The sequence below is a fragment of the Mesorhizobium sp. B2-9-1 genome (assembly GCF_006439455.1).
Taxonomy (GTDB): domain Bacteria; phylum Pseudomonadota; class Alphaproteobacteria; order Rhizobiales; family Rhizobiaceae; genus Mesorhizobium.
The window spans coordinates 1-24,321 of record NZ_VFTP01000010.1; the positions used below are offsets into that span (position 1 = coordinate 1).

Sequence of the window (24,321 nt, forward strand, 5' to 3'; positions counted from 1 at the left end):
CGAGGCGGTGGTTCCGGCGGAGTGACGGTTATTCGGCTACGGTCAGCGCAGACGTTGGTAGTTGGCTGAAGCCTCCGCGACGTCGTCATCCACGGGCGGAGCGACGCGAAGCGGAGCGCAGACCCGAGGATCCATTCCGTGACCTTGATCGTAGAGTGCAGCGGAGCAGAATTCTGCACCGTTGCAACGCTTCGAAGTCACGGAATGGATCCTCGGGTCTGCGCGCGTCGCTTCGCTCCTTGCTCCGCCCGTGGATGACGACGTCGCGGAGGCTTCAGCCAATCGCCTCCGTCGCGAAGGCTCCGCCTCCGTCGCAGAGGCGCCGGTCTGTCAGCCGGCGGGCTGCGGTACGGCCTCCGATTCGTCAACCCTCCGACAGACTACAGAATCTCGGTCTTGGCGATATGGATGCCAAATCCTTCGAGGCCGACATAGTGGCGCTCGCGCGAGGCGATCAGGTTGATCGAGGAGATGCCCAGGTCCTTGAGGATCTGAGCGCCAAGGCCGATCTCGCGCCATTCGTTCTCGCGGCGGCGGGCTTCCTCGTGGTCCTCGCGCTCGCCGCTCGCGGGCCGCTTGCGCTCCTGATGCGCGACGCCGACTGAGCCTTCACGCAGGTAGACGATGACGCCGCGCCTGCGCTCGCCCATAGCCTTCATGATGCCGTCGAGCCGGTGGCTGGTGCCGAAGACGTCGGTGACGACATCTTCCGAGTGCAGCCGTACCGGCACCTCTTCGCCATCGCGGATATCGCCGAAGACGACCGCGAGATGGTGCATGGAATCCCAAGGCAGCGTGTAAGTGAAGGCCTGCGCTTTGCCGCCGGGCGTGTCGATGTCGGAGCAGGCGACGCGTTCGACCAGCGTCTCCTTGCGCTGGCGATAGGCGATGAGGTCGGCGACAGAGACCTGCTTCAGCCCATATTCCTCGGCGAAGGCCTGCACTTGCGGCCCGCGCTTGACCGTTCCGTCGTCATTGACCAGTTCCGAGATGACGCCGACCGGCGGCAGGCCGGCGAGCTTGCAGAGATCGACCGCGGCTTCCGTATGGCCGGAGCGCATCAAGACGCCGCCTTCGCGCGCGATCAGCGGGAAGATGTGGCCGGGGCGCACGAAATCCGACGGGCCGACATTGCCATTGGCAAGGTTGCGCACGGTGAGCGTGCGGTCGTCGGCGGAAATGCCTGTTGTCGTGCCGTGCTTGAAATCGACGCTGACGGTGAAGGCGGTGGTGTGCGCGGAATCATTGTCCGCCACCATCGGCGCGAGGTTCAGCCGCCTCGCGTCCTCGCGCAGCATCGGCGTGCAGACGATGCCGGAGGTGTTGCGTACGATGAAGGCCATCTTCTCCGGCGTGCAGTGGACGGCGGCGACGATCAGGTCGCCCTCGTTCTCGCGCCCGTCATCGTCCATGACGACGACGATCTCGCCGCGCTCGAAGGCACGGATCGCTTCGACGATCTTCTTCTGGTCGTATGGCATCGGCGCTCGCTTCGCTCGCGGGAGTAGGGGAGTAGGGGAGTAGGGGAATAAGGGAGTAGGGAAGGAAAAAACTCGGCGGCGGGGCCGTAACATACTCCCCTACTCCCCTACTCCCTACTCCCCTCTCTCCCTGTCTGTCCTCTGTGCCGCAAATAATGGTCGGCGATCGCGCAGGCAACCATGGCTTCGCCGATCGGCACGGCGCGGATGCCGACACACGGATCGTGGCGGCCCTTGGTCATCACCTCGACATCCTTGCCGTCCTTGTCGATCGACTGGCGCGGGGTCAGGATCGACGAGGTCGGCTTGACGGCGAAGCGGGCGACGATCGCCTGGCCGGTCGAGATGCCGCCCAGTATGCCGCCGGCATTGTTGGACAGGAACACCGGCTTGCCGTCATTGCCCATGCGCATCTCGTCGGCATTCTGTTCGCCGGTGGTGCGGGCCGCCTCGAAACCATTGCCGATCTCGACGCCCTTGACGGCGTTGATCGACATCAGGCCCGACGCGATGTCCTGGTCGAGCTTGGCATAGATCGGCGCGCCGAGGCCGGCCGGCACGCCGTCGGCGACGATCTCGATCACTGCGCCGACCGAGGAGCCGGCTTTGCGGATGCCGTCGAGATAAGCGGTGAAGACCGGGACCGAGGCCGGATCCGGGGTGAAGAACGGGTTCTCGGCGTCGCCGACGAAATTCCAGTTCCAGTTGGCGCGGTCGATCGATTTTTCGCCCATCGACACCAGCGCGCCGCGTACCGTCATGCCAGGCACTATCCTGCGCGCCAGGGCGCCCGCGGCGACCCGCGCTGCCGTCTCGCGCGCCGAGGAGCGGCCGCCGCCGCGGTGGTCGCGCAGCCCGTATTTGACGTCGTAGGTGTAGTCGGCATGGCCCGGCCGGTACTGGCGGGCGATCTCGCCATAGTCCTTGGAGCGCTGGTCGACATTCTCGATCAGCATCGACACCGGTGTGCCGGTGGTGATCATCGTCTCGCCGTCCTCGTCGAGGATGAAGCCGGACAGGATCTTGACCTCGTCCGGCTCGCGGCGCTGTGTGACGAAGCGCGACTGCCCGGGGCGGCGGCGGTCGAGCTCGGCCTGGATATCCTCGCGCTTGAAGCGGATGCCGGGCGGGCAGCCATCGACAACGCAGCCGAGCGCGGCGCCATGGCTTTCACCCCAGGTGGTGACGCGGAAGAGATGGCCGAATGTGTTGTGAGACATGAGAATACGCCCTGCCCCGGTGAGGGAACCCGGTTAAGGCTGCCTTCTATTGGCGTTTTCCACAGTGGTCAAACGGCTGCATCAAACTGTGATGTGGCGGATTTAGTTTTGACACATTCGGTTGGTTTCTGCTCTTTTTCCATCCGCCGTTGAGGACCCGCCGCTGACAAGCCGGCGCAATGACCTAAAGAGGACGACGATGCGTACCCTGATTGGCGCGGCCTGCGCCATGTTGCTGATTTCCACCGCCGCCGCGTTCGCCGGCCAAACCGAAGGCCTGATCAAGAAGGTCGACAAGGACACGCTGACGCTGACGCTCGACGACGGCAAGGCCTACAAGCTCAACGCCGAGACCGATATCGACTCGCTGAAGCCCGGCATGGACATCGTCATTGCCTATGACGTGGCCAATGGCGAGAATGTCGTGACGGATATGCAGTTGCCCGACAGCGACCAGAACTAATCTTTCGAGTTAGAGGCTGGAGCGTCCATGTTTCGTCATTCTAGGGCGAAGCAAGGAGCGAAGCGACGCGCGCAGACCCTAGAATCCATGCCGTTACGTCGACGCTTTGCAGCAGTGCAGCTCTTCTGCACCGTTTTTACCATTTGACCTAGGTCGCGGCAGGGATTCTAGGGTCATCGCGACGGAGCTTCGCTCCTGCTTCGCCCTAGAATGACGAAGCAGAGGCGTCTTCCTCACAGCCACTCCAAGCTCCGGCCCTCCAGCCGCAGCAGACGGTCCTGGGGGATTTCGAGGCTGGCGGCCTCCTGCTTGGAAATGCCGGTGACCAAGCGGAAGAAGCAGCGCATGACGCCGCCATGGGTGACGCAGACGGTCGGCTGGCGCAGCGCCTCCAGCCACGGCTTGATCCGCTCAAGCAGCATTTCGTAGCTTTCGGCGCCCTCGCCCGGCGGCTGGAAATCCCATTTGGCGTGGCGGCGGCCATCGGTTGAACCGGGGGCGCGTTGTTCGAGTTCGGCGAAGGTGAAGCCCTGCCAGTCGCCGAAACTTATCTCCACCAGGCGCGGATCGGTGCGGTAGGCGGAGGGATCGAGCCCCATCGCGGCGCGCATCAGCTCCATCGTCTCGCGCGTACGCCGCATCGGGCTGGCGACAAAGTCGAAATCCGCAGGATTGCTGATGAGTTCCGCCAGCCGCAGGCCGTTCTGTGTCGCCTGTTTGCGGCCGAGCGCGTTGATGTCGGTGTCGGCCTGACCCTGCAGTCGGTGCTCGGCATTCCACTCGGTCTGGCCGTGGCGGACGATGTAGACGAGCGGATACATCAGGTCTTCCAAGGTCGGGCCAGGGCCTGGGACGAAGGATAGGCGAGGTAAGGATCAGTCCTTGACGGTCGAGATGTCCGGCGCGTCGACTGCCTTCATGCCGACGACATGGTAGCCGGAATCGACGTGATGCACCTCGCCGGTGACGCCGCGCGACAGGTCCGACAGGAAATAGACGCCGGAATCGCCGACCTCTTCCTGGGTTACCGTCTGCTTGAGCGGCGAATTGTACTCGTTCCACTTCAAGATGTAGCGGAAGTCGCCGATGCCGGAGGCGGCCAGCGTCTTGATCGGACCGGCCGAGATCGCGTTGACGCGGATCTTCTTGGTGCCGAGGTCGACGGCGAGATAGCGCACGCTGGCTTCGAGCGCCGCCTTGGCGACGCCCATGACGTTGTAGTGCGGCATCACCTTCTCCGCGCCGTAATAGGTCAGCGTCAGAAGCGAGCCGCCATCGGTCATCAGCGGCTCGGCGCGCTTGGCGATGGTGGTGAAGGAATAGACCGAAATGTCCATGGTGCGCAGGAAATTGTCGCGCGTCGTCTCGACATAGCGGCCGGTGAGCTCGTCCTTGTCGGAGAAGGCAATGGCGTGGACGAGGAAGTCGAGCTTGCCCCAGTGCTTGGCGATGTCGGCGAAAACCGCGTCGAGGCTTTCCGGGTCGGTTACGTCGCAATGGCCCGCGACATGCGCGTTGAGCTCGGCCGCCAGCGGCTCGACGCGCTTCTTGAAGGCTTCGCCCTGATAGGTCAGGGCGATCTCGGCGCCATGGTCGGCGCAAGCCTTGGCGATGCCGAAAGCGATCGACCGATTGTTCGCGACGCCGAGGATCAGGCCCCGCTTACCGGCCATCAGGCCCTGTCCACCCGCCATGTGCAAGCTCTCCGCAAGAATATCTGCTTTGTGGAGAGCCCTATCGCACAGGCACAAAGCCCCTTCAAGCGCCCAAAGGACACTGTAACAGGAACAAAATTCCCTCAATCAGCCTTTTTGGCGGCGCATCAGGGCCTCGATTTCCGCATCGCCGCCTTCCGGCAGCATCAGCCGTACGTGGGCATAGAGATCGCCATGGCCGCCTGCCTTCTCCGGCAGGCCCCTGCCCTTGAGGCGCAGCACCTTGTCCGAGCTCGACCATGCGGGCACGTTGACCGCGAGCTTGCCGGTCGGCGTCTCGACCGCCACTTTGGCGCCGAGCACCGCATCGGCCAGATCGACGGGAAGATCGACATGCAGGTCGCGGCCTTCGATGCGGTAGCGCGAATGGCGGCGGATGTGGATCTTGACCAGCGCATCGCCAGGCTGGCCTGGACCCTGCTCGCCCTGGCCCTTCAAGCGGATCGTCTGGCCATCCTCGACATAGGCCGGCAGCTTGACCGCCACCTTGCGGCCGTCGGGGAACATCGCCGTCACCTTATCGGCGGTGGCTGCCTCCTCGACACTGATATCCATGGTGACGTTGAGGTCAGCGGCCTGGACCGGCTGACGGCGGTCGGCCCGGCCCGCGCCGCGGGCGCCGGAGAAGGCATCGCCAAAAATCTGGCTGAAGATGTCGCTGTTGCCGTCGAACGGATCGCCGCCCGGGCGCCCGCTGCGAAATTCGAAATGCGCGCCGCCGGGGCCTTGCTGACGGCGGAATCCGGCGAACGGATCGCCGCCGGCCGCGCCTTCAAAGCCCTGGAATTTAGGCTTGCCGTCGGCGTCGATCTCGCCGCGATCGTAGGCAGCGCGCGTCTTCTCGTCGCCGACGATCTCGTAAGCCTGGTTGGCGGCGGCGAAACGGTCCTTCGCCTTCGGATCATTCGGATTCTGGTCCGGATGATATTTCTTGGCGAGCTTGCGGTAAGCCGATTTTATGTCCTTGGCCGATGCGTTCTTGGCAACGCCCAGCACCTCATAGGGGTCGCGCATGCTTCCTGCCTGCAAGAGAGAACGGATTTGTAGTCGCCCCCTATATGCGCTCGCATAGGAAGAAATTCCAGTGGCGCAAGGGCAATTGGCACCCGAAAATCAGAGTGCCGGACAATCAAAGCGCCTTGAATTCCTGCATGCGCCAGCCGCCGGCTTCGGCCAGGCACAGCTTGCCCTTGTAGAGTGCGACACCGTCGAAGCTCTCGCGCGTGGCGCTGAAGCGGCGGCAGGTCAGGCCGCCATCCTTCAGTTCCACCAGTTCGGTGATCGCGCCGCGTGACCCGGTTCCGGCATTGGCCCATGGCAGCGCTTGGCCGCCAAGCTCCTTCACGTCGGCGGAGGAAACCGCGTTGCCGATGGTGGTCTGGTCAGAGTCCTTATCAGCCGCCGGGGCAGCCGGCGACGACGGCGCGCTGGAGGTGATGATCGAGCGGTCGACATCGGCCTTTTCGAGGCTGAAGCCGCCGGCACCGCAAGCGGCAAGCGGTAGCGCCAACGTCACGACCACAGCCTTGACGCTGGCAGAAGCGATAACGCCCCATTGCCTGCTGTCAAAAGCTTGCGCGATACGCGACAATCGGCCAACTCCTCCCGCAACGGTAAAAATTCGGAAAACTATGAACGAAACTGAGTTAACAAGCGGTGACTTCACCGAGGCCGCGGAGCCGTTCAGGCTCTTTGCCGCATGGCTGGAGGACGCCACCAAAAGCGAGCCGAACGATCCCAACGGCGTAGCGCTGGCAACCGTCGACGCCGACGGCATGCCGGATGTGCGAATGGTGCTGCTCAAGGGGTTCGACGAAAAGGGATTTGTCTTCTACACGAATTTCGAGAGCGCCAAGGGCCGCGAGATTCTTGGCAGCATGAAGGCGGCGATGTGCTTCCACTGGAAATCGCTGCGCCGCCAGGTGCGTATACGCGGGCAGGTGGAGATCGTCAGCGACGCCGAGGCCGACGCCTATTACGCGACACGCCCGCGCGGCAGCCGCATCGGCGCCTGGGCCTCGAAACAGTCGCGGCCGCTGGAAAGCCGGTTCGCGCTGGAGAAGGCGGTGGCCGAATACACGGCGCGCTACGCCATCGGCGAGATCCCGCGGCCGAAACACTGGTCGGGCTTCCGCATCATGCCGCAGACAATCGAGTTCTGGCACGACAGGCCGTTCCGCCTGCACGACCGTATCCTTTTCTCGCGCAACGCCGCCGGCTGGGACAAGACGCGGCTTTATCCTTGAACGGTAACGCAGGCGAAGGGCTCAGCCCTTCTTGCGCGTCATGAACGCAGTCAGCGCCGCGCGCGCCTCGTCCGACTTGAGCCGCTCGCGGAAATGCTCGCTTTCGACCTCGATGCGGGCGGTCAATTCCTCGCGCGGCGCGCGCATCAGGTCGCGCGCGATCTTCAGCGCCTGCGGCGGCTTGGCCGCGATGTCGTTGGCGGCGGCCAACACCGCGCTTTCGAGGGAGCCTTCCGCGACGACATCGTAGATCATACCGGCGGCCTTGGCGCGCTCGGCCGAAAAGCCTTCGCCGAGGCCGAGCAGCGCGAAGGCGCCCTGCCGGCCGAGCAGCCGCGGCGCGATCAGGCTGGAGCCGGCTTCCGGCACCAGGCCGAGATCGACGAAGGGCGTGCGAAAGAGCGTTCGCGGAGTCGCAAAGGTCAAGTCGCAATGCAGGTTCAGCGTGGTGCCGATGCCCACCGCGATGCCGTCGACGCCCGACACCATCGGCTTTTCGGTCCTGGCCAGCGCCATCAGGAAATCCCAGACCTCGTTGCCACCCTCGCCGCCGGTGGCAATGACCAGGAAATCGGCTAGGTCGTTGCCGGCGGAAAAGGCGCCTGGAACGCCGAGGAAGACATGGACGCGGACCGCCGGATCGGCATCGCCTTCGGCGAGCGCCGCCGACATTTTCGCATACATGGCGCGCGTCAGCGCGTTCTTCTTGTCCGGGCGGTTGATGCGGATGATCTGCACGGCGCCCTGGCGCTCGACGAGGATGTGGTCTGTCACGATTTTTTCCTTGTGAACGTCAAGCGGAAATCAGTTGCTTGCCGGCGGCGGCGAGGCTCTCGGCGCCATTGATGACACGCTCCTTCAGGGCGCGCGTCTCGCCGAGCAGGTTTTCGGCGAAGAAGCGGCAAAGCCCGACGCGGCCGCGGTCGGCCAGCCCGCCTTGCGCCAGATAGGCGCCGCCGGCGGCGAGCGAGATCAGGCGCAGATAGGGCGTGGCGCCGGCCATTGCGGCGTCGGCCTTGCCATCGGCCGTGAGCTTCTGCAGGAAACGCGTCGCCTCGTCGAGATCGGCCAACGCACGGTCGAGATTGTCGGCGGTGCGGCCGAAACCGTCGATGTTGGAGGTGCGCACCGCATCGGCCACCGCTTTCAACTCGCCGATATAGGAATGCACATGCTCGCCACCGCCGAGCGGCAGCTTTCGCGCCACAAGATCGATCGCCTGGATGCCGTTGGTGCCTTCATAGATCGGCGCGATGCGGGCGTCGCGATAAAGCGCTGCGGCACCTGTCTCCTCAATGAAGCCCATGCCGCCATGGACCTGGACACCCAGCGAAGCGACTTCGACGCCGACATCGGTCGAGAAGGCTTTAGCGAGCGGCGTCAGCAGGTTGGCGCGGTCGCGCCAGTTGGCCGCTGCCTCGCCCTCGCCGACACGCGCGCGGTCGATGGCATGCGCGCAGGAATAGGCGATCGAGCGGGCGATCTGGGTCAGTGCCTTCATGGTTAGCAGGTTGCGCTGCACGTCCGGGTGATGGACGATCGGCGCCATGCCTGAGCCCGAATAGGCGGAAGCCTTGCCCTGGCGGCGCTCATTGGCATAGGCGATCGCCTTCTGGGTGGCGGCCTCAGCCACGGCCACGCCCTGCATGCCAACAGCAAGGCGGGCGTTGTTCATCATGGTGAACATGCAGGCCAGACCCTTGTTCTCCTCGCCGATCAGCCACCCGATGGCGCCGGGTGTGGAGCCTTGAAAACCGTCGCCATAGATCATGGTGCAGGTCGGCGAGGCATGGATGCCGAGCTTGTGCTCTAGGCCGGAACAGAAGACGTCGTTGCGGGCGCCGAGCGAACCGTCGTCGTTGACGAAAAACTTCGGCACCAAAAACAGCGAGATGCCGCGCGTGCCGGCCGGCGCGTCGGGCAGCCTGGCCAGCACCAGATGCACGATGTTGTCGGTGAAATCGTGCTCGCCATAGGTGATGAATATCTTCTGGCCGAAGATGCGGTAGGTGCCGTCGCCGACCGGCTCGGCGCGGCTGCGCAAGGCCGCGAGGTCGGAGCCCGCCTGCGGCTCGGTCAGGTTCATCGTTCCCATCCACTCGCCAGAGACGAGCTTGGCGAGATATTTTTGCTTCAGCGCTTCCGATGCGTGTTTGTCGAGCGCCTCGACTGCGCCCATGGTGAGCGTCGGGCCGATGCCGAAGGCCATGGCGGCGGAGTTCCACATTTCGAGCGCGGCGACGCCGAACATGGTCGGCAGGCCCTGGCCGCCGAATTCTTCCGGACCCGACAGCGCGTTCCAGCCGCCCTCGATCCAGCGCCGGTAGAGCTCCTTCCAGCCGGGCGGCATGGTGACGGCAGAGTCGTTGAGCACAGCACCTTGCTCGTCGCCGATCTTGTAGAGCGGAGCGACCTCCTCGCTGGCGAAACGACCGGCCTCGGCCAGGATAGCGTCGACAAGGTCCTCGCCGAGATCGCCGAAAATGCCGGCGTCAAGTGCCGGCTTCAGCCCTGCCACCTGTTTCAGCGTGAAGGCGATGTCCTCGACCGGCGCGCGATACATGTCTGCTCCTCCCATTCCGGCCGAGCGTAGGCGCATGGCCGAAGCGAAGCCATCCACCTTTGGGCCGGCCTCGCGCCTTCTTTTTACGTAAACGTCAACTTTTGTCACGCGGATTTTGCGAGACTTCATCATCACGGGCGGAACGGGGGCGAAGCGGACGCGTAGACCCGAGGATCCATTCCGTGACCTTGGCTGCCGGATGCAGCAGAGTAGAATTCTGGACCGTAAAAGCGCCTCAACGTAACGGAATGGATTCTATGGTCTGCGCGCGTCGCTTCGCTCCTGGCTCCGCCATAGAATGACGAAATTGCGAAGGTCATGGCCAAACTCAGGGCTGCAATTACCACTCAAAACTTCTAAGATGAGCTACATCCGGCTGGTATGATCCGCCGATTGCAGCGCAAAGTGAACCCGACATCCCATGCTTGCCAGACCCGACGCCTATCGCTGCATCGAATGCGGGCTGCCCTACCGGGCGCCGGGCTTCCACTACTATCACGGCATCATCGAGGAAGGCCCCGCCTACTGGACCGATCGTGGCCTGTTGTGCTCGCCGCAATGCTCTCTCGCGCATCACAAGAAGCGCAAAACCGAAGGCACGCTGCCGCAGGAGCCGGCGCCCGATCCGTTCGAGGTTCCGTCACTCTTCAGGCGCTGAAGCCTTCGCGTTTTTGAAAGCACTTCCTTAACCATGGCGGTGCAGGATCGTTCCCTGGTCAGTGGGGACACCCTGATTGAAAAAGCCGGCGCGCCCTCTTCGCCGCCTGGCGCTTCTCGCGGCGGCGGTTGCGCTGGGCACGGCGGCAAAGGCCTCGGATTTCTCCGAGCCGTGGAAGAATGCTGACCGCCCGCTGGTGATCGACGCCTACGAATACAATTCGATCGACTGGCAGCAGTTGGTCACCGACAAGCGTATCGCCGGCTTCATCAACAAGGCGTCCGACGGGCTGCCGCCGCCCTATTTCTGCTTTGGGGCGGAAGCCGACGTCAAACTCTGCAAGGCGCAGTGGAAACGCTATGCGGTGACGCGCGAATTGTTCCAGACGCGCAAGGTGGTGGCCAAGGCGCTTGGCCTGAAATGGGGCGCCTATCACCTCGCGCGGCCCGGCAATCCGGTCGAGCAGGCCAATAATTTCATCGATTTCGCCGAGCCGGCGCCCGACGAGCTGATGGCCCTCGACATCGAAGGCATCGATGCAACGCAATGGATGTCGCTGGAGGACGCGGAAGAATTCGTGCGCCAGGTGCATCGCCGCCTCGGCCGCTTCCCGGTGCTCTATGTCAACGGCAAGACCGCCCAGTATATCGCCGACAACCGCTACCGATATCGGCTCCTGTCGCGGCTGCCGCTCTGGTATGCGCGCTACAAGCCAGACATCGACGTGCATTTCCCGATGGGCAACTGGCAGGGCTATGCGCTCTGGCAATTCGCCGCGCACACCAATTGCGGCCGCTTCCGTTGCCCCTACCGCGTGCCCGGCACGCCCAACGACATCGACGTCAGCGTCGCGCCGATGAGCGCCGACGAGCTGCGCCGGCAATGGGCCTTTGGCGGCCTGCTCGACGTGCCGGCCGACTACCTCGCCTCGATCCCGGTGCCGGTTTCGCGCGAAAGAGCCCTCGCCGGCAAGGTGACGATCACCTATGCCGACGTGGCGGCGCCGCCGACCGTCGAGGAGATGGTCGCGGTGCTCGGCGCGCGCTGGGAGACATTCCGCGACGGATTCCGCATGCCGGTGGTGAAGACGGTGCCGCGGCGCGCCGGCTTCGGCATCGCGCAATATGTCGCCTGGAAACGCTCCGGACAGCGCACGCCGGAGCAGATAGACGCGGCCTTCGCCGCTGCCGCCGATCCGGTCAGCACCGCCTCGACGGCGCTCGACAGCGCCAAGCGCTGACTTCTTCCAAGCGCCGACTTCTTCCGGGAGCCGAGGAACATCAACGATGGTTGCCCAGGCTGGCATACATGCCGGTGGTGCGAAACTGCGTCGGATTGATGCCGTAACAGCGGCGAAAGACCTTGGAGAAATAGTTTGCATCCTCGAAGCCGCACAGCACCGCGACTTCCTTGACCGGCAGGAAATCGGCCTTGGTCAGGAGTTTCGCCGCCCGCTGCAGACGCTGCTGCAGCACGAATTCGGCCGGCGGCAATCCTTCGCTCTCAGCGAAGCAGCGCGAGAAATGGGCGCGGCTCAAGCCACTGATCTGGACCAGCTCCGCCACGGGCAGCGGCTTGTCGAGATTGGCGTTGATGTGGTCGATGACCGGCTGCATGGCGCTTTGCTTCTCGGCGAAGGCGTGCGAGCCGAAGACGTCGTCATAAAGCGCCATTGCCGCCTCATAGGCGATCGCCGAGGCCGCGCCTGGCGAAGCGGCGCCCTTGATCAGCCGCAGGCTGCAATCGGCAAGGTGATCGATGGTGGCCGGCTGCAGCCGCAGCACCGGGCCCGAGACGCTGAGGATGGACTTGTGGATGCGTAGCGCCTCCTCGCCGTTCATCGAGATCCAGAAGTATTCCCAGCGGTCGCCCTTGGCCAACCAGTAGCGATGGTTGTGCGGCACCAGAACCAGCAGCGTGTCGTTCGCCTGCAGGCGGTAATTGCGGCTCTCGTAGCGCAATTGACCGGTGCCGCCGATCGTATGCTGGAGCACGGTGAACGGGGTCTGGCCGCGCTTCCTGCCGTCCCAGTCATATGCCTCGTCCTCGCGCAGTTCATAGCCCGTGCTGGTCGGCATGGCATGCAGGCGCTGGCGGCCGCGCGGCAGCGAGATCGTCCGCATCAGCTTTCCGTTGGCGATCAGGTCCCGCAGCACAAAATTACCCTCGAAAGCATAATCCTTCTCTGGCCCCCTCGGCGAATAAGCGCATAATCCGGCTCTCAAGAACGCGAAAGACCCGCGGTCGAGGAGCGGGCGGGAGGAGAAAGAGCCGGATTTCCGGCTTTGGGTGGCATGCGCGCTGCTGCGCGCGGCCATGTTCTCTCCTTTGCTCCTTGCCTAGCATTCGATTGGATCGAGGTGAAGGTGATGAGTTTCAAAATCGCTATTATCGGCGCCGGCAGCGTCGGATTCACCAAGAAGCTGTTCACCGACATTCTGTGCGTGCCGGAGTTCGAGGATATCGAATTCGCGCTGACAGATGTCAGCGAGCACAATCTGGCGATGATCAAGGCGATCCTCGACAGGATCGTCGAGGCGAACAAGTTGCCGACCAGGGTGACGGCGACCACCAACCGCCGCGAGGCGCTGGAGGGCGCGCGCTATATCATCAGCTGCGTGCGCGTCGGCGGGCTGGAGGCCTATGCCGACGACATCCGCATCCCGCTGAAATACGGCATCGACCAATGCGTCGGCGACACGATCTGCGCCGGCGGCATTCTCTACGGCCAGCGCAACATTCCGGTGATCCTCGACTTCTGCAAGGATATAAGGGAGGTCGCCGCCACCGGTGCCAAGTTCCTCAACTACGCCAACCCGATGGCGATGAACACCTGGGCCGCGATCGAATACGGCAAGGTCGACACGGTCGGCCTCTGCCACGGCGTTCAGCATGGCGCCGAGCAGATTGCCCAGGTGCTCGGCGCGAAGTCGCCCAAGGAGCTCGACTATGTCTGTTCCGGCATCAACCACCAGACCTGGTTCATCGAGCTCAGGCTGAACGGCCGGCCGATCGGCAAGGACGAATTGATCTCCGCCTTCGAGGCGCATCCGGTCTATTCGAAGCAGGAAAAGCTTCGCATCGACGTGCTGAAGCGTTTTGGGGTCTATTCGACCGAAAGTAACGGCCATCTGTCGGAATATCTGCCCTGGTATCGCAAGCGTCCCGACGAGATCGCGCGCTGGATCGATATGTCCGACTGGATCCATGGCGAGACGGGCGGCTACCTGCGCTATTCGACCGAAACCCGCAACTGGTTCGAGACGGAATATCCGCAGTTCCTCGAAGCGGCCTCGAAACCGATCGACCCGGCAAAACGCTCGAACGAACACGCCAGCCACATCCTCGAGGCGCTCGAGACCAACCGGGTCTATCGCGGTCATTTCAACGTCAAGAACAACGGCGTGATCACCAACCTGCCGCAGGACGCCATCATCGAATCGCCCGGCTTCGTCGACCGGTTCGGCATCAACATGGCCGCCGGCATCACCTTGCCGGAAGCCTGCGCCGCCACCTGCATGGCTTCGATCAACGTCCAGCGCATGTCGGTGCATGCCGCGATCGCCGGCGATATCGACCTGTTGAAGCTCGCCGTGCTGCACGATCCGCTGGTCGGAGCCGTGTCGACGCCGGAAGAGGTCTGGCAGATGGTGGACGAGATGGTCGTCGCGCAGGCTCAATGGCTGCCGCAATATGCGCATGCCGTTCCGGCGGCAAAGGAGCGGCTTTCGAAATCCAAGGTCAAGACGCGTGAATGGGCGGGCGCGGCGCGGCGCAGCGTGCGCTCGATCGAGGAATTGCGCGCCGAGAAGGCGGCGCTGAAACAGGCCGGCTGAGACCGGGACAAGCAGCCGGGCCTGCAGGAGGCAGGTCCCGTCGGAATGAGCCGTCCCGAACAAGAGGCGGGCAACAGCAGACATCCAAACATCTGGGAGGAGACTATGAGGAACCTGCATGGAATTGGCATCGCCGCCGGGCTGATGCTCAGCGTTTCGGTCCACGCGCTCAACGCTTTCGCGTCCGAACCGACAGTGCCGCCGCAGCCGGCGACATTCCCGGCCGAAGGCAAGATCCATTATGTGGCGCGCGACTCCATCCTGGAGTTCAAGGCGCTGCCCGAATATCACGAGCCGGACTGGGTGACGGAGAAATACGTCAAGACCGGCAAGCTGCCGCCGGTCAAGGACAGGCTGCCCAAGGAGCCGCTGGTCTTCAAGACCGGCAACATGCCCGACGGCATCGGCGTCTATGGCGACACGATGCGCCACGTCATCGGCGGCAGGCCGGAAGGCTGGAACTACGGCGCCGGCCAGACGCAAGGCTGGGGCGGCATCGATATCGGCCTGTCCGAATGCCTGACGCGCACGGCGCCGCTGTTCCAGGTCGAGGCCAAGGACACCGAGCCGCTGCCGAACCTCGCCAAGAGCTGGGACTGGTCTAGCGACGGCCACAAGCTCACCATGCATCTGATCGAAGGCGCCAAATGGTCCGATGGCGCGCCCTTCAACGCCGACGACGTCATGTTCTACTGGGATGACGAGGTCGTCGATCCCAACGTCTCGCCGCTCAACGGCGCCACGCCCGAAACCTTCGGTGTCGGCACGACGCTGAAGAAGGTCGACGACTACACCGTCGAGTGGACCTTCAAGGAGGCGTTCCCGCGGCAATATCTCTATGCGATGGCCTACGGCACCTTCTGTCCCGGACCTTCGCATATCCTGAAGCCGCAGCATCCGAAATATTCGAAGAACACCTACGACCAGTTCAAGAACGCGTTCCCGCCGGACTATATGAACATGCCGGTGATGGGCGCCTGGGTGCCGGTCGAATACCGGCCGGACGATATCATCGTCTTGCGGCGCAACCCCTACTATTGGAAGGTCGACGAAAAGGGCAACCAGCTGCCCTATCTCAACGAGCTGCAATACAAGCTGTCGACCTGGGCCGACCGCGACGTCCAGGCGGTGGCGGGCTCGGGCGACTTCTCGAACCTTGAGCAGCCCGAGAATTTCGTCGCCTCGCTGAAGCGCGCGGCCGACTCGAACGCGCCGGCCCGGCTTGCGTTCGGCCCGCGCCTCATCGGCTACAATCTGCGCATGAATTTCTCCGCCAATGGCTGGGGCAACCCGGACGAACGCGGCCAGGCGGTGCGTGAATTGAACCGCAACGAGGACTTCCGCAAGGCGGTGACCATGGCGCTCGACCGCAAGGCGCTGGGCGACTCGCTGGTCAAGGGTCCGTTCACCGCCATCTATCCGGGCGGCTTCTCGTCGGGCACCAGCTTCTATGACCGCAAGTCGACGGTCTACTATCCGTTCGATCTCAACGGCGCCAAGGCCGAGCTTGCAAAGGCCGGGCTGAAGGACACCGACGGCGACGGCATCGTGAACTTCCCGGCCGGCACCGCCGGCGGCAAGAATGTCGAGATCGTGATGCTGGTCAACAACGACTACACCACCGACAAGAGCCTTGCCGAAGGCGTGGTCGCGCAGATGGAAAAGCTCGGGCTGAGGGTCGTGCTCAACGGGGTCAACGGAACGCAGCGCGACGCCATCCAATATTCCGGCCGTTTCGACTGGCTGATCCGGCGCAACGAGACCGAGCTGACCTCGGTGGTGCAGAACACCGAGCAACTTGCTCCCGTCGGCCCGAAGACCAGCTGGAATCACCGCGCACCGGAAAGCGGCGAGGTCGACCTGATGCCCTTCGAGAAGGACCTCGTGGACATCGTCAACAAGTTCGTGACGACGCAGGACAACGACCAGCGTGCCGACCTGATGCGAAAGTTCCAGAAGATATCGACCGAGCACGTCTACAATGTCGGGCTGACGGAGTATCCGGGCGCGCTCATCATCAACAAGCGCTTCTCCAACATCCCGCAAGGCACGCCGATCTACATGTTCAACTGGGCCGAGGATTCGATCGTCCGCGAACGTGTCTTCGTCGCCGCCGACAAGCAGGCGAAGCACGAATTGTATCCGGAGGAGCTTCCCGGCAAGCCGGGTGACAAGGGTCCGATGTAAGGTTTACCTCCCCTGACGAAAAGACGTCCGGCCGCGCCGCGGCGCGGCCGGACAACGAAACCTCCGAACGCACCTCAGGGAGCGACCGGCCAGAAAGGAAGCTGACCGCCCATGCTGCGATTCCTGCTTATGCGCATAGCGTCGGCGCTTCCCGTCCTCGCCATTTTGAGCCTCGTCACCTTCGCCATCATCCAGGCGCCGCCCGGCGACTATGCCGATTACATCCGCTCGCAGCTGATCAACCAGGGTGGCGCTTCCTACGCCGAGGCTGAAGCGCAAGCCCAGGCCTACCGCGTCGAGCACGGCCTCGATAAGCCGCTGCCCGTCCAGTATCTCAGCTGGATCGGCGGCATCGTCACCCGCGGCGATTTCGGCTACAGCCTCTACTACAACAAGCCCGTGGCCGATGTGGTGGGCGAGCGCCTGCCGCGCACCTTGCTTCTGGCGCTGGTCTGCCATCTGCTCGCCTCGGTGCTCGGCATCAGCTTCGGCATATGGGCGGCGACGCGGCAGTATTCCTGGATCGACTCGACACTTTCGGCGATCTCGTTCCTCGGCATGACGGTGCCGCGCTTCCTGATGGCGCTGATCATCGTCTATCTCTTGGTCTTCCAGTTCAACGTCTCCGAGATCGGCTCGTTCTTCTCGCCGCAATATGGCGGCGCGCCCTGGTCGTGGGCGAAGTTCGTCGACCTCATCAAACATGTCTGGCCGGTTGTGGCGATCGCGACCTTCGGCGGTCTCGCCTACAATATGCGCGTCATGCGCGGCAATCTGCTCGACACGCTCAACGCGCAATATGTCGAGACGGCCAAGGCCAAGGGCCTGACCGGCGGCGCCGTCGTCATGCGGCATGCCGTGCCCAACGCGCTGCATCCGCTGGTGATGTATCAGGGTGTGGTGCTGCCTTATATGCTCACCGGCGAGATCGAGACGGCAATCATCTTCGCGCTGCCCACTGTCGGCCCGGCGATCGTCGGCTCGATGGCGGTCGGCGACGTCTATGTCACGGCGACCTTCATGATGGTGCTCTCGGCGACGCTGATCGTCGGCAACATCATCGCCGACATGCTGCTGGTCCTGCTCGACCCGCGCATCCGCCAGTTCGGGGAGCGCTAGATGCTGGCCCGCGATCCCTCACCCCTGCCGCTGCCGGCCGAAAGCGTCCCGGTGGCCGAAGCCGTGCATGGCAATGAGAGCTACATCGCGCTTGTCTGGCGCCGGCTGAAGCGTTCGTGGACCGGCATGGCCGGGCTTTGCCTGGTCGCGCTCTTGCTTGTCATGGCGGTGTTCGCCGAATTCCTGGCGCCGATGGACCCCAAGGCGACCGACGTCGCCTTCGCGCCGCCGCAACTGCCCGCCTTCCACGACAAGGACGGCAATTTCGTCGCGCGGCCGCGGGTCTATGCGCTGGCCGATTCGGCCGATCTCGATCCGGTCACCTTTCAGCCGATCGTCGGCCCCGACTACGACCATCCAAGGCTGCTCGGCTTCTTCGTCGAAGGCGCGCCCTACAAGCTTCTCGGTTTCGTCCCGGCGAACCGGCATTTCTTCGCCTCGACGGACGGCCAGCCGGCGCATTTCCTCGGCACCGACAAGTTCGGCCGCGATGTGCTGTCGCGCGCCATATACGGCTCGCGCGTGTCGCTGATGATCGCGCTGACGGTGGTCTTCATCATCACGGTCATCGGCACCAGCGTCGGCATGATTTCCGGCTATTTCGGCGGCAAGTTCGATGTCTGGATGCAGCGCTTCGTCGAGCTTGTGCTCGCCTTCCCGCAATTGCCGCTTTATCTGGCGCTGACGACGCTGATCCCGGTCACCGCGCCGACCAATGTCTTCCTCGCCTTCGTCATCATCGTCATGTCGGCGCTGGGCTGGGCGCAGATGTCGCGCGAGGTGCGCGGCAAGACGCTGGCGCTGGCGCGGATCGACTATGTGCGCGCCGCCATGGCGGTCGGTGCCACCGACCGGCGCATCATCATGCAGCACATCTTCCCCAATGTGATGAGCCATGTGATCGTCGCCGTGACGCTGGCGATCCCGACGGTGGTGCTGCTCGAATCCTTCCTCGGCTTCCTCGGTTTCGCGGTGAAGCCGCCGCTGATCTCCTGGGGCCTGATGCTGCAGGACACCGCGACCTATTCGGTTATCGGCACCTATCCCTGGATCCTGTCGCCGGTCGGCTTCGTGCTGATCACCGTCTTTGCCTTCAACGCGCTGGGCGACGGCCTGCGCGATGCCGTCGATCCTTATTGAGGTGGCCGGATGACGACGATCGCGCTCGCAGACTCCCTCGCGCCGGCCGTCCGGCTCGACCATGGCGGACGCCATGACCAACCCGTCATCGACGCCCGCAACATCGAGGTCGCGTTCAAGGTCGAGCACGGCACCGTCGAGGCGGTCAAGGACGTCTCCTTCCAGATCTATCGCGGCGAGACGATCGCGATCGTGGGCGAGTCCGGCTCCGGCAAATCGGTGACGGCGCGCACCGTCATGGGGCTGCTGTCCAGGCGGGCAACCGTCTCGCCGCGATCGAGCGTCGAATATCTCGGGCAGAACATCCTGAAATTCCCCGAGAGCGCCCGGCGCAAGCTGCGCGGCAACCGCATCTCGATGATCTTCCAGGAGCCGATGAGCTCGCTCAACCCGATCTATACGGTCGGCAGCCAGATCGTCGAGGCGATCCGGGTGCATCGTAAAGTCGGCCGCAGACAAGCCTGGGCGCGCGCGCTCGAGCTGCTACGGCATGTCCAGATCCCCGAGCCGGAGGCGCGGCTGAAGCAATATCCGCATCAGCTGTCGGGCGGTCAGCGGCAGCGGGTGATGATCGCCATGGCCTTGGCGAACGAGCCCGACGTTCTGATCGCCGACGAGCCGACCACGGCGCTCGACGTCACGGTGCAGGCGCAGATTCTGAACCTGATCCGCAACCTGCAGAAGGAACTGCGGATGGCGGTGATCCTGATCACCCACGATCTCACCGTGGTGCGCAAGTTCTCCGACTACGTCTATGTCATGCAGCATGGCGAAATGCGCGAGCACAACGTCACCGAGCGGCTATTCGCCGACCCGCGGCACCCTTACACTCAGCGGCTGCTTGCCTCCGAGCCGCGCGGCCGCCCGCAGCCGCTGCCGGAAGGCAGCGGCACCATCCTCGAGGCGAACGGCGTGCGCGTCTGCTTCATGCTGCGCCACGGCTCGTTCCTCAAGCCGGACTGGCGCGAGCTGGTCGCGGTCGACGACCTCGACCTGAAGCTTTGCCGTCACGAGACGCTGGGACTGGTCGGCGAATCCGGCTCCGGCAAGACCAGCTTCGGCCAGGCACTGATCAGGCTGGCGGACGCCAAGCGCGGCGAGATCCGCTTCGACGGCCAGCCGATCCAGAACTTCTCGCGCACCGAGATGCGGCCGCTGCGCTCGCGCATGCAGGTCGTCTTCCAGGATCCCTTCTCCTCGCTCAACCCGCGCATGACGATCGGCCAGATCATCGAGGAAGGCCTGGTCGTCAACAGGCTGGGCGCGACGCGGCGCGAGCGGAACGAGCGGGTGCGCGAGGCGCTGGTCAGCGCCGGCATGCCCGGCAACATCCTGTCGCGCTTCCCGCACGAGTTCTCCGGCGGCCAGCGACAGCGCATCGCGATCGCGCGCGCCATCGCGCTGGAGCCCGAATTCATCCTGCTCGACGAGCCGACTTCGGCGCTGGATCTTTCGGTGCAGGCGCAGATCATAGACCTGTTGCGCAAGCTGCAGGACGAGCGCGGCCTGAGCTATCTGTTCATCTCGCACGACCTCAAGGTGGTGCGGGCGCTCTGCCACCGCGTCATCGTCATGCAACACGGCAAGATCGTCGAGCAGGGGCCCGTCGACGAGGTCCTTTCCAATCCCAAGACCGCCTACACCGAACGGCTCGTCAGGGCCGCTTTCGACGTGGCTTAGAAGTGCCGGAGGTTTTTACAGTGGCAAGAAATCCCAGGATCACATTCATCGGCGCCGGCTCGACGGTGTTCATGAAGAACATCGTCGGCGACGTGCTGCAGCGGCCGGCGCTGTCGGGCGCCACCATCGCGCTGATGGACATCAACCCGCAGCGGCTGGAAGAAAGCGCCGTCGTCGTCAACAAGCTGATCGCGACGCTCGGCGTCAAGGCGAAGGCCGAGACCTATTCCGACCAGCGCAAGGCGCTGAAAGGCGCCGACTTCGTCGTTGTCGCCTTCCAGATCGGCGGCTACGAGCCCTGCACCGTCACCGATTTCGAGGTGCCGAAGAAATACGGCTTGCGCCAGACGATCGCCGACACGCTCGGCGTCGGCGGCATCATGCGGGGCCTTAGGACCGTGCCGCATCTATGGAATATCTGCGAGGACATGCTCGCGGTCTGCCCGGAAGCGATCATGCTGCAATATGTCAACCCGATGGCGATCAACACCTGGGCGATCGCCGAGAAATATCCCACGATCAAGCAGGTCGGGCTCTGCCACTCGGTGCAGGGCACGGCGATGGAACTGGCGCACGATCTCGACCTTCCCTATGAGGAGATCCGCTACCGCTCGGCCGGCATCAACCACATGGCGTTTTATCTCAAGTTCGAGCATCGCCAGCCGGACGGCACCTACCGCGACCTTTATCCCGACCTTGTGCGCGCCTACCGCGAGGGTCGTGCGCCAAAACCCGGCTGGAACCCGCGCTGCCCGAACAAGGTGCGCTACGAGATGCTGACCCGGCTCGGCTATTTCGTCACCGAAAGCTCGGAACATTTCGCCGAATATACGCCCTATTTCATCAAGGACGGCCGACCCGACCTGATCGAGAAATACGGCATTCCGCTCGACGAATATCCGAAACGCTGCATCGAGCAGATCGAGCGCTGGACAGGCCAGGCGGAGGCCTACCGCTCGGCCGACCGGATCGAGGTCGAGCAATCCAGGGAATACGCTTCCTCGATCATGAATTCGGTCTGGACCGGCGAACCGTCGGTGATCTACGGCAATGTGCGCAACAATGGCTGCATCACCTCGCTGCCTTTCGACTGCGCGGCGGAAGTGCCGTGCCTGGTCGATGCCTCCGGCATCCAGCCCACTTACATCGGCGAATTGCCGCCGCAGCTCACGGCGCTGATCCGCACCAACATCAATGTGCAGGAGCTGACGGTGCGGGCGCTGATGAGCGAGAACCGCGAGCACATCTACCACGCGGCGATGATGGACCCGCACACGGCGGCCGAGCTCGACCTCGACCAGATCTGGTCCTTGGTCGACGACCTGCTTGCCGCTCACGGCGACTGGCTGCCGGCCTGGGCGCGAGGCCGGCGCAAGAGCGCGGCCGCCTGAATTCCGGGACTACGCCCCGGCCTTCTCGCGCTCGACGGCGCGCCAGCCGATGTCGTGGCGGTAAAAGCCTTGCGGCCAGTCGATCTGGTCGATCGCCGCATACGCCTTTGCCTGCGCCTCGCCGACGGTCTTGCCGAGCGCGGTGACATTGAGCACACGGCCGCCATTGGCGACCAGCGCACCGCCATTGATGGCGGTGCCGGCATGGAAGACCTGGACGCCCTCGCCTTCCGCCTTGTCGAGACCGCGGATGACGGAGCCCTTTTCCGGCGTGCCGGGATAACCCCTGGCCGCCATCACCACGGTCAACGCCGTCTCGTCGCTCCAGCGGACCGACATATGCGCGAGCTGGCCGTCGACGGCGGCGTTGAGCAGGACGAGCAGGTCGTCCCTCAGCCGCATCATCAGCACCTGGCATTCGGGATCGCCGAAGCGGGTGTTGTACTCGATCAGCTTGGGGCCCTGGTCGGTGATCATCAGGCCGGCGAAGAGGATGCCGGCGAAGGGCGCGCCGAGATTGGCCATGCCGCGCATGGTCGGCTCGATGATCTCGCGCATGGTGCGCTCGGTCATTTCCGGCGTCATCACCGGCGCCGGCGAATAGGCGCCCATGCCGCCGGTGTTCGGCCCGGTATCGCCGTCGCCGACGCGCTTGTGGTCCTGCGCAGTGCCGAAGGGGAGCGCGGTGGCGCCGTCGCACAGGCAGAAGAAGCTTGCCTCCTCGCCGGTCAGATATTCCTCGACCACGACCTCGGCGCCGGCCGCGCCGAAGGCGCCGTCGAAGCAGGCTTCGAGCGCGGCGATCGCCTCGTCCAGCGTCATGGCGATGGTGACGCCCTTGCCGGCGGCGAGCCCGTCGGCCTTGATGACGATCGGCGCGCCGGTCTTCTCGACATAGGCCTTCGCCGAGGCGAGGTCGCTGAAGCGGCCATAGGCGGCGGTCGGGATGTTGAACTTGGCGCAAAGATCCTTGGTGAAGCCCTTCGAGCCCTCGAGCCGCGCCGCCGCCCTGGAGGGGCCGAAGACGCGGATGCCCCAGGCGCGCAGATCGTCGGCGATGCCGGCCACCAGCGGACCTTCCGGGCCGACGACGACGAGGTCGATATTCTTTTCCTGGCAGAAGGCGGCGACGATGGAATGATCGGCGACGTCGAGCTTGACCAGCTCGGCGATGCGGCCGATGCCCGGATTGCCGGGCGAGGCGTAGAGCTTCGTCAGCAGCGGCGAGGCGGACATCTTCCAGGCGAGCGCATGTTCGCGGCCGCCCGAGCCGAGAAGAAGAACATTCATGGCCACCTCTTGCTGATCGTCTCCCTGAACCCGCTATTGGTACGCGGGCGACGGGTCAAGGAGTCTTGGCATTTTGGCGGCAATTGCGCACGGGAACGTGGGCCGCATCAAGGCTGATGAGATGAGTTCCGCGTTCGGCTAGTTCCCCGACACAGGGACTTTGAAAGGTTGCCGTTTGTCTTGGTGCGGGAAACGCTGGAGATTGGTTGAAGCCGCCCCAACCTCGTCATTCTATGGCGGAGCAAGGAGCGAAGCGACGCGCGCAGACCATAGAATCCATGCCGCGACTTGGAAGCGCCGCCACAGTGCAGAATTCTGCTCCGTTGCATTCCTGGGCGAAGGTAACGGCATGGATTCCAGGGTCTTCGCGACGGAGCTTCGCTCCTGCTCCGCCCTGGAATGACGAGGGGTGGGCGTTTCGGCCAATCTCCAACGCATGCCACCTGCCAACGCAAACAGAGCCGACCGGTCAAGATCCCTGTGCAGTGCCACTAGCTCTGGAAAATGACGGGGAACCAATCTTCGCGCAGTTTCTGGCCGGGCTTCATGTCGTGCCCCGGATAGGGCGGCGAGGTGCGGCCGGGACGCTCGACATAATGCGCGTCGTCGCCGACCCAGCGCAGCGACAGCGCCCGGCGCCGCGCCGCCGTCATGTTGCCGCGCGCGCCATGCGCGGTGCGGAAATCGAACAGGATGGCGTCGCCCGGCTCCATCTCCCATTCGAGCACCTTCATCGAGGCGTCGTTGTCGGGGTCGGGCACCGGCCGGTAGTCGCCCTCGCCGGCATAAAAGTTGTCGTCGTTCAGCCAGCGCACCGGCAGCACCATCTTTTCCCATCTGTGCGAGCCGGCGATCAGCCTCAGCGTCGCTTCCTTCACGGGATCGATCGGGATCCAGAAGCTCACCGTCTGGCTGCCGTCGACGAAGTAATAGGGGATATCCTGGTGCCACGGCGTCGGCTTCTGCGTGCCGGGCTCCTTGACCAGGACGTGGTCGTGGAAGAACTGGGCGCTGCGCGACTGCATGACCGCGGCCGCGAGCTCGGCGGCCGGCGACTCGCGCACGATCCTGACGAATTCCGGGATGCGCTCCCAGTTGCAGTAATCGTCGAAGAAGCTGCCCTTGCCGCCGGCGATGTCGGAGGCGGCGGCGCTGCGGTTCTCAATGTTGCGCTCGATGCCGTCGGCGATGACACCGACCCAGTCCTTGAAGGCGCCGCGGATGCAGACCGCGCCATCGCGCTGGTAATCGGCAATCGTCGAAGCATCGATCTTTGGGCTGGCCATGGCGTGCTCTCCTTGGATTTGGCAAGCAACTATCGCAAGCGCCCGA

The 24,321-nt window shown here is 64.1% G+C and carries 21 protein-coding genes; 10 read left to right on the top strand and 11 right to left on the bottom strand.

Features of this window, described 5'->3' with window-relative positions; genetic code table 11:
* Nucleotides 1-380: 380 nt before the first annotated feature.
* Both ribB and aroC read right to left on the bottom strand, forming a co-directional pair.
* On the bottom strand, nucleotides 381-1,481 hold the full coding sequence (gene ribB / locus FJW05_RS18060; protein WP_140634516.1) for a 3,4-dihydroxy-2-butanone-4-phosphate synthase: 1,101 nt from the start codon (nucleotides 1,479-1,481) through the stop codon (nucleotides 381-383).
* Between the two features lie 107 nt (nucleotides 1,482-1,588).
* Nucleotides 1,589-2,701 (bottom strand): chorismate synthase, encoded by a 1,113-nt coding sequence (gene aroC, locus FJW05_RS18065; protein WP_140634518.1) that lies wholly within the window; start codon nucleotides 2,699-2,701, stop codon nucleotides 1,589-1,591.
* A gap of 199 nt (nucleotides 2,702-2,900) precedes the next feature.
* On the opposite strand from aroC, the gene FJW05_RS18070 reads away from it, so the two are divergent.
* Entirely contained in the window at nucleotides 2,901-3,164 is a 264-nt protein-coding gene (locus tag FJW05_RS18070) for a DUF1344 domain-containing protein (protein WP_140545703.1), read from the top strand.
* A gap of 233 nt (nucleotides 3,165-3,397) precedes the next feature.
* Here the strand turns inward: FJW05_RS18070 and FJW05_RS18075 are convergent, their stop codons facing one another.
* The 4 genes from FJW05_RS18075 to FJW05_RS18090 form a co-directional block, all read right to left on the bottom strand.
* Nucleotides 3,398-3,985, bottom strand: coding sequence for a histidine phosphatase family protein (locus FJW05_RS18075; RefSeq protein WP_140634520.1), 588 nt, complete (start codon nucleotides 3,983-3,985; stop codon nucleotides 3,398-3,400).
* A gap of 54 nt (nucleotides 3,986-4,039) precedes the next feature.
* Nucleotides 4,040-4,858, bottom strand: coding sequence for an enoyl-ACP reductase FabI (gene fabI, locus FJW05_RS18080; RefSeq protein ID WP_140634522.1), 819 nt, complete (start codon nucleotides 4,856-4,858; stop codon nucleotides 4,040-4,042).
* Between the two features lie 108 nt (nucleotides 4,859-4,966).
* Nucleotides 4,967-5,893: a J domain-containing protein gene (locus FJW05_RS18085; protein ID WP_140634524.1), complete on the bottom strand. Its 927-nt coding sequence runs from the start codon at nucleotides 5,891-5,893 to the stop codon at nucleotides 4,967-4,969.
* A gap of 115 nt (nucleotides 5,894-6,008) precedes the next feature.
* Nucleotides 6,009-6,470, bottom strand: a complete 462-nt coding sequence (locus tag FJW05_RS18090; protein WP_140634526.1) for an RT0821/Lpp0805 family surface protein — start codon at nucleotides 6,468-6,470, stop codon at nucleotides 6,009-6,011.
* A 28-nt stretch (nucleotides 6,471-6,498) separates the two neighbouring features.
* Between FJW05_RS18090 and pdxH the strand changes: the two genes are divergently transcribed.
* The gene (pdxH, locus tag FJW05_RS18095; RefSeq protein ID WP_281405780.1) at nucleotides 6,499-7,125 is read left to right on the top strand and encodes a pyridoxamine 5'-phosphate oxidase; all 627 of its coding nucleotides are present in this window, start codon (nucleotides 6,499-6,501) and stop codon (nucleotides 7,123-7,125) included.
* Nucleotides 7,126-7,146: 21 nt separating this feature from the next.
* Here pdxH and FJW05_RS18100 read toward each other — a convergent pair whose 3' ends face one another.
* Both FJW05_RS18100 and FJW05_RS18105 read right to left on the bottom strand, forming a co-directional pair.
* A complete protein-coding gene (locus FJW05_RS18100) occupies nucleotides 7,147-7,899 on the bottom strand; it encodes a crotonase/enoyl-CoA hydratase family protein (RefSeq protein WP_140634530.1) in 753 nt (250 codons plus the stop codon).
* 19 nt (nucleotides 7,900-7,918) lie between these two features.
* Nucleotides 7,919-9,688 (bottom strand): acyl-CoA dehydrogenase family protein, encoded by a 1,770-nt coding sequence (locus FJW05_RS18105; RefSeq protein ID WP_140634532.1) that lies wholly within the window; start codon nucleotides 9,686-9,688, stop codon nucleotides 7,919-7,921.
* A gap of 421 nt (nucleotides 9,689-10,109) precedes the next feature.
* On the opposite strand from FJW05_RS18105, the gene FJW05_RS18110 reads away from it, so the two are divergent.
* Together FJW05_RS18110 and FJW05_RS18115 are read left to right on the top strand one after the other, a co-directional pair.
* A complete protein-coding gene (locus FJW05_RS18110) occupies nucleotides 10,110-10,346 on the top strand; it encodes a hypothetical protein (protein WP_140634534.1) in 237 nt (78 codons plus the stop codon).
* 76 nt (nucleotides 10,347-10,422) lie between these two features.
* The gene (locus FJW05_RS18115; RefSeq protein ID WP_140634536.1) at nucleotides 10,423-11,586 is read left to right on the top strand and encodes a glycoside hydrolase family 25 protein; all 1,164 of its coding nucleotides are present in this window, start codon (nucleotides 10,423-10,425) and stop codon (nucleotides 11,584-11,586) included.
* A 40-nt stretch (nucleotides 11,587-11,626) separates the two neighbouring features.
* Here the strand turns inward: FJW05_RS18115 and FJW05_RS18120 are convergent, their stop codons facing one another.
* The gene (locus FJW05_RS18120; RefSeq protein ID WP_348639823.1) at nucleotides 11,627-12,664 is read right to left on the bottom strand and encodes an AraC family transcriptional regulator; all 1,038 of its coding nucleotides are present in this window, start codon (nucleotides 12,662-12,664) and stop codon (nucleotides 11,627-11,629) included.
* A 51-nt stretch (nucleotides 12,665-12,715) separates the two neighbouring features.
* On the opposite strand from FJW05_RS18120, the gene FJW05_RS18125 reads away from it, so the two are divergent.
* The 6 genes from FJW05_RS18125 to FJW05_RS18150 all read left to right on the top strand — a co-directional run bounded on the left by FJW05_RS18125 (nucleotide 12,716) and on the right by FJW05_RS18150 (nucleotide 21,699).
* Entirely contained in the window at nucleotides 12,716-14,182 is a 1,467-nt protein-coding gene (locus tag FJW05_RS18125) for an alpha-glucosidase/alpha-galactosidase (RefSeq protein WP_140634538.1), read from the top strand.
* A 105-nt stretch (nucleotides 14,183-14,287) separates the two neighbouring features.
* Nucleotides 14,288-16,369 (top strand): ABC transporter substrate-binding protein, encoded by a 2,082-nt coding sequence (locus FJW05_RS18130; protein ID WP_140634540.1) that lies wholly within the window; start codon nucleotides 14,288-14,290, stop codon nucleotides 16,367-16,369.
* Between the two features lie 111 nt (nucleotides 16,370-16,480).
* Nucleotides 16,481-17,488, top strand: a complete 1,008-nt coding sequence (locus FJW05_RS18135; protein ID WP_140634542.1) for an ABC transporter permease — start codon at nucleotides 16,481-16,483, stop codon at nucleotides 17,486-17,488.
* Complete coding sequence (locus FJW05_RS18140) at nucleotides 17,489-18,628, top strand: ABC transporter permease (RefSeq protein ID WP_140634544.1); 1,140 nt, start codon at nucleotides 17,489-17,491, stop codon at nucleotides 18,626-18,628. It abuts the gene before it with no gap.
* A gap of 9 nt (nucleotides 18,629-18,637) precedes the next feature.
* Entirely contained in the window at nucleotides 18,638-20,308 is a 1,671-nt protein-coding gene (locus tag FJW05_RS18145) for an ABC transporter ATP-binding protein (RefSeq protein WP_140545717.1), read from the top strand.
* A 20-nt stretch (nucleotides 20,309-20,328) separates the two neighbouring features.
* Nucleotides 20,329-21,699: an alpha-glucosidase/alpha-galactosidase gene (locus FJW05_RS18150; protein WP_140634546.1), complete on the top strand. Its 1,371-nt coding sequence runs from the start codon at nucleotides 20,329-20,331 to the stop codon at nucleotides 21,697-21,699.
* Between the two features lie 9 nt (nucleotides 21,700-21,708).
* Here the strand turns inward: FJW05_RS18150 and purD are convergent, their stop codons facing one another.
* Together purD and FJW05_RS18160 are read right to left on the bottom strand one after the other, a co-directional pair.
* Nucleotides 21,709-22,989 (bottom strand): phosphoribosylamine--glycine ligase, encoded by a 1,281-nt coding sequence (gene purD / locus FJW05_RS18155; protein ID WP_140634548.1) that lies wholly within the window; start codon nucleotides 22,987-22,989, stop codon nucleotides 21,709-21,711.
* A gap of 491 nt (nucleotides 22,990-23,480) precedes the next feature.
* Entirely contained in the window at nucleotides 23,481-24,275 is a 795-nt protein-coding gene (locus FJW05_RS18160; protein WP_140634550.1) for a phytanoyl-CoA dioxygenase family protein, read from the bottom strand.
* Between the last annotated feature and the right edge of the window lie 46 nt (nucleotides 24,276-24,321).

Bases quoted from the DNA above. Each gene is read 5' to 3' on its own strand.
- FJW05_RS18160 (WP_140634550.1), bottom strand. From the start codon at position 24,275: ATGGCCAGCCCAAAGATCGATGCTTCGACGATTGCCGATTACCAGCGC.
- purD (WP_140634548.1), bottom strand. From the start codon at position 22,989: ATGAATGTTCTTCTTCTCGGCTCGGGCGGCCGCGAACATGCGCTCGCC.
- FJW05_RS18125 (WP_140634538.1), top strand. From the start codon at position 12,716: ATGAGTTTCAAAATCGCTATTATCGGCGCCGGCAGCGTCGGATTCACC.
- FJW05_RS18075 (WP_140634520.1), bottom strand. From the start codon at position 3,985: ATGTATCCGCTCGTCTACATCGTCCGCCACGGCCAGACCGAGTGGAAT.
- fabI (WP_140634522.1), bottom strand. From the start codon at position 4,858: ATGGCGGGTGGACAGGGCCTGATGGCCGGTAAGCGGGGCCTGATCCTC.
- FJW05_RS18085 (WP_140634524.1), bottom strand. From the start codon at position 5,893: ATGCGCGACCCCTATGAGGTGCTGGGCGTTGCCAAGAACGCATCGGCC.
- FJW05_RS18140 (WP_140634544.1), top strand. From the start codon at position 17,489: ATGCTGGCCCGCGATCCCTCACCCCTGCCGCTGCCGGCCGAAAGCGTC.
- FJW05_RS18120 (WP_348639823.1), bottom strand. From the start codon at position 12,664: ATGGCCGCGCGCAGCAGCGCGCATGCCACCCAAAGCCGGAAATCCGGC.
- FJW05_RS18145 (WP_140545717.1), top strand. From the start codon at position 18,638: ATGACGACGATCGCGCTCGCAGACTCCCTCGCGCCGGCCGTCCGGCTC.
- FJW05_RS18105 (WP_140634532.1), bottom strand. From the start codon at position 9,688: ATGTATCGCGCGCCGGTCGAGGACATCGCCTTCACGCTGAAACAGGTG.
- FJW05_RS18135 (WP_140634542.1), top strand. From the start codon at position 16,481: ATGCTGCGATTCCTGCTTATGCGCATAGCGTCGGCGCTTCCCGTCCTC.
- ribB (WP_140634516.1), bottom strand. From the start codon at position 1,481: ATGCCATACGACCAGAAGAAGATCGTCGAAGCGATCCGTGCCTTCGAG.
- FJW05_RS18110 (WP_140634534.1), top strand. From the start codon at position 10,110: ATGCTTGCCAGACCCGACGCCTATCGCTGCATCGAATGCGGGCTGCCC.
- aroC (WP_140634518.1), bottom strand. From the start codon at position 2,701: ATGTCTCACAACACATTCGGCCATCTCTTCCGCGTCACCACCTGGGGT.
- FJW05_RS18130 (WP_140634540.1), top strand. From the start codon at position 14,288: ATGAGGAACCTGCATGGAATTGGCATCGCCGCCGGGCTGATGCTCAGC.
- FJW05_RS18070 (WP_140545703.1), top strand. From the start codon at position 2,901: ATGCGTACCCTGATTGGCGCGGCCTGCGCCATGTTGCTGATTTCCACC.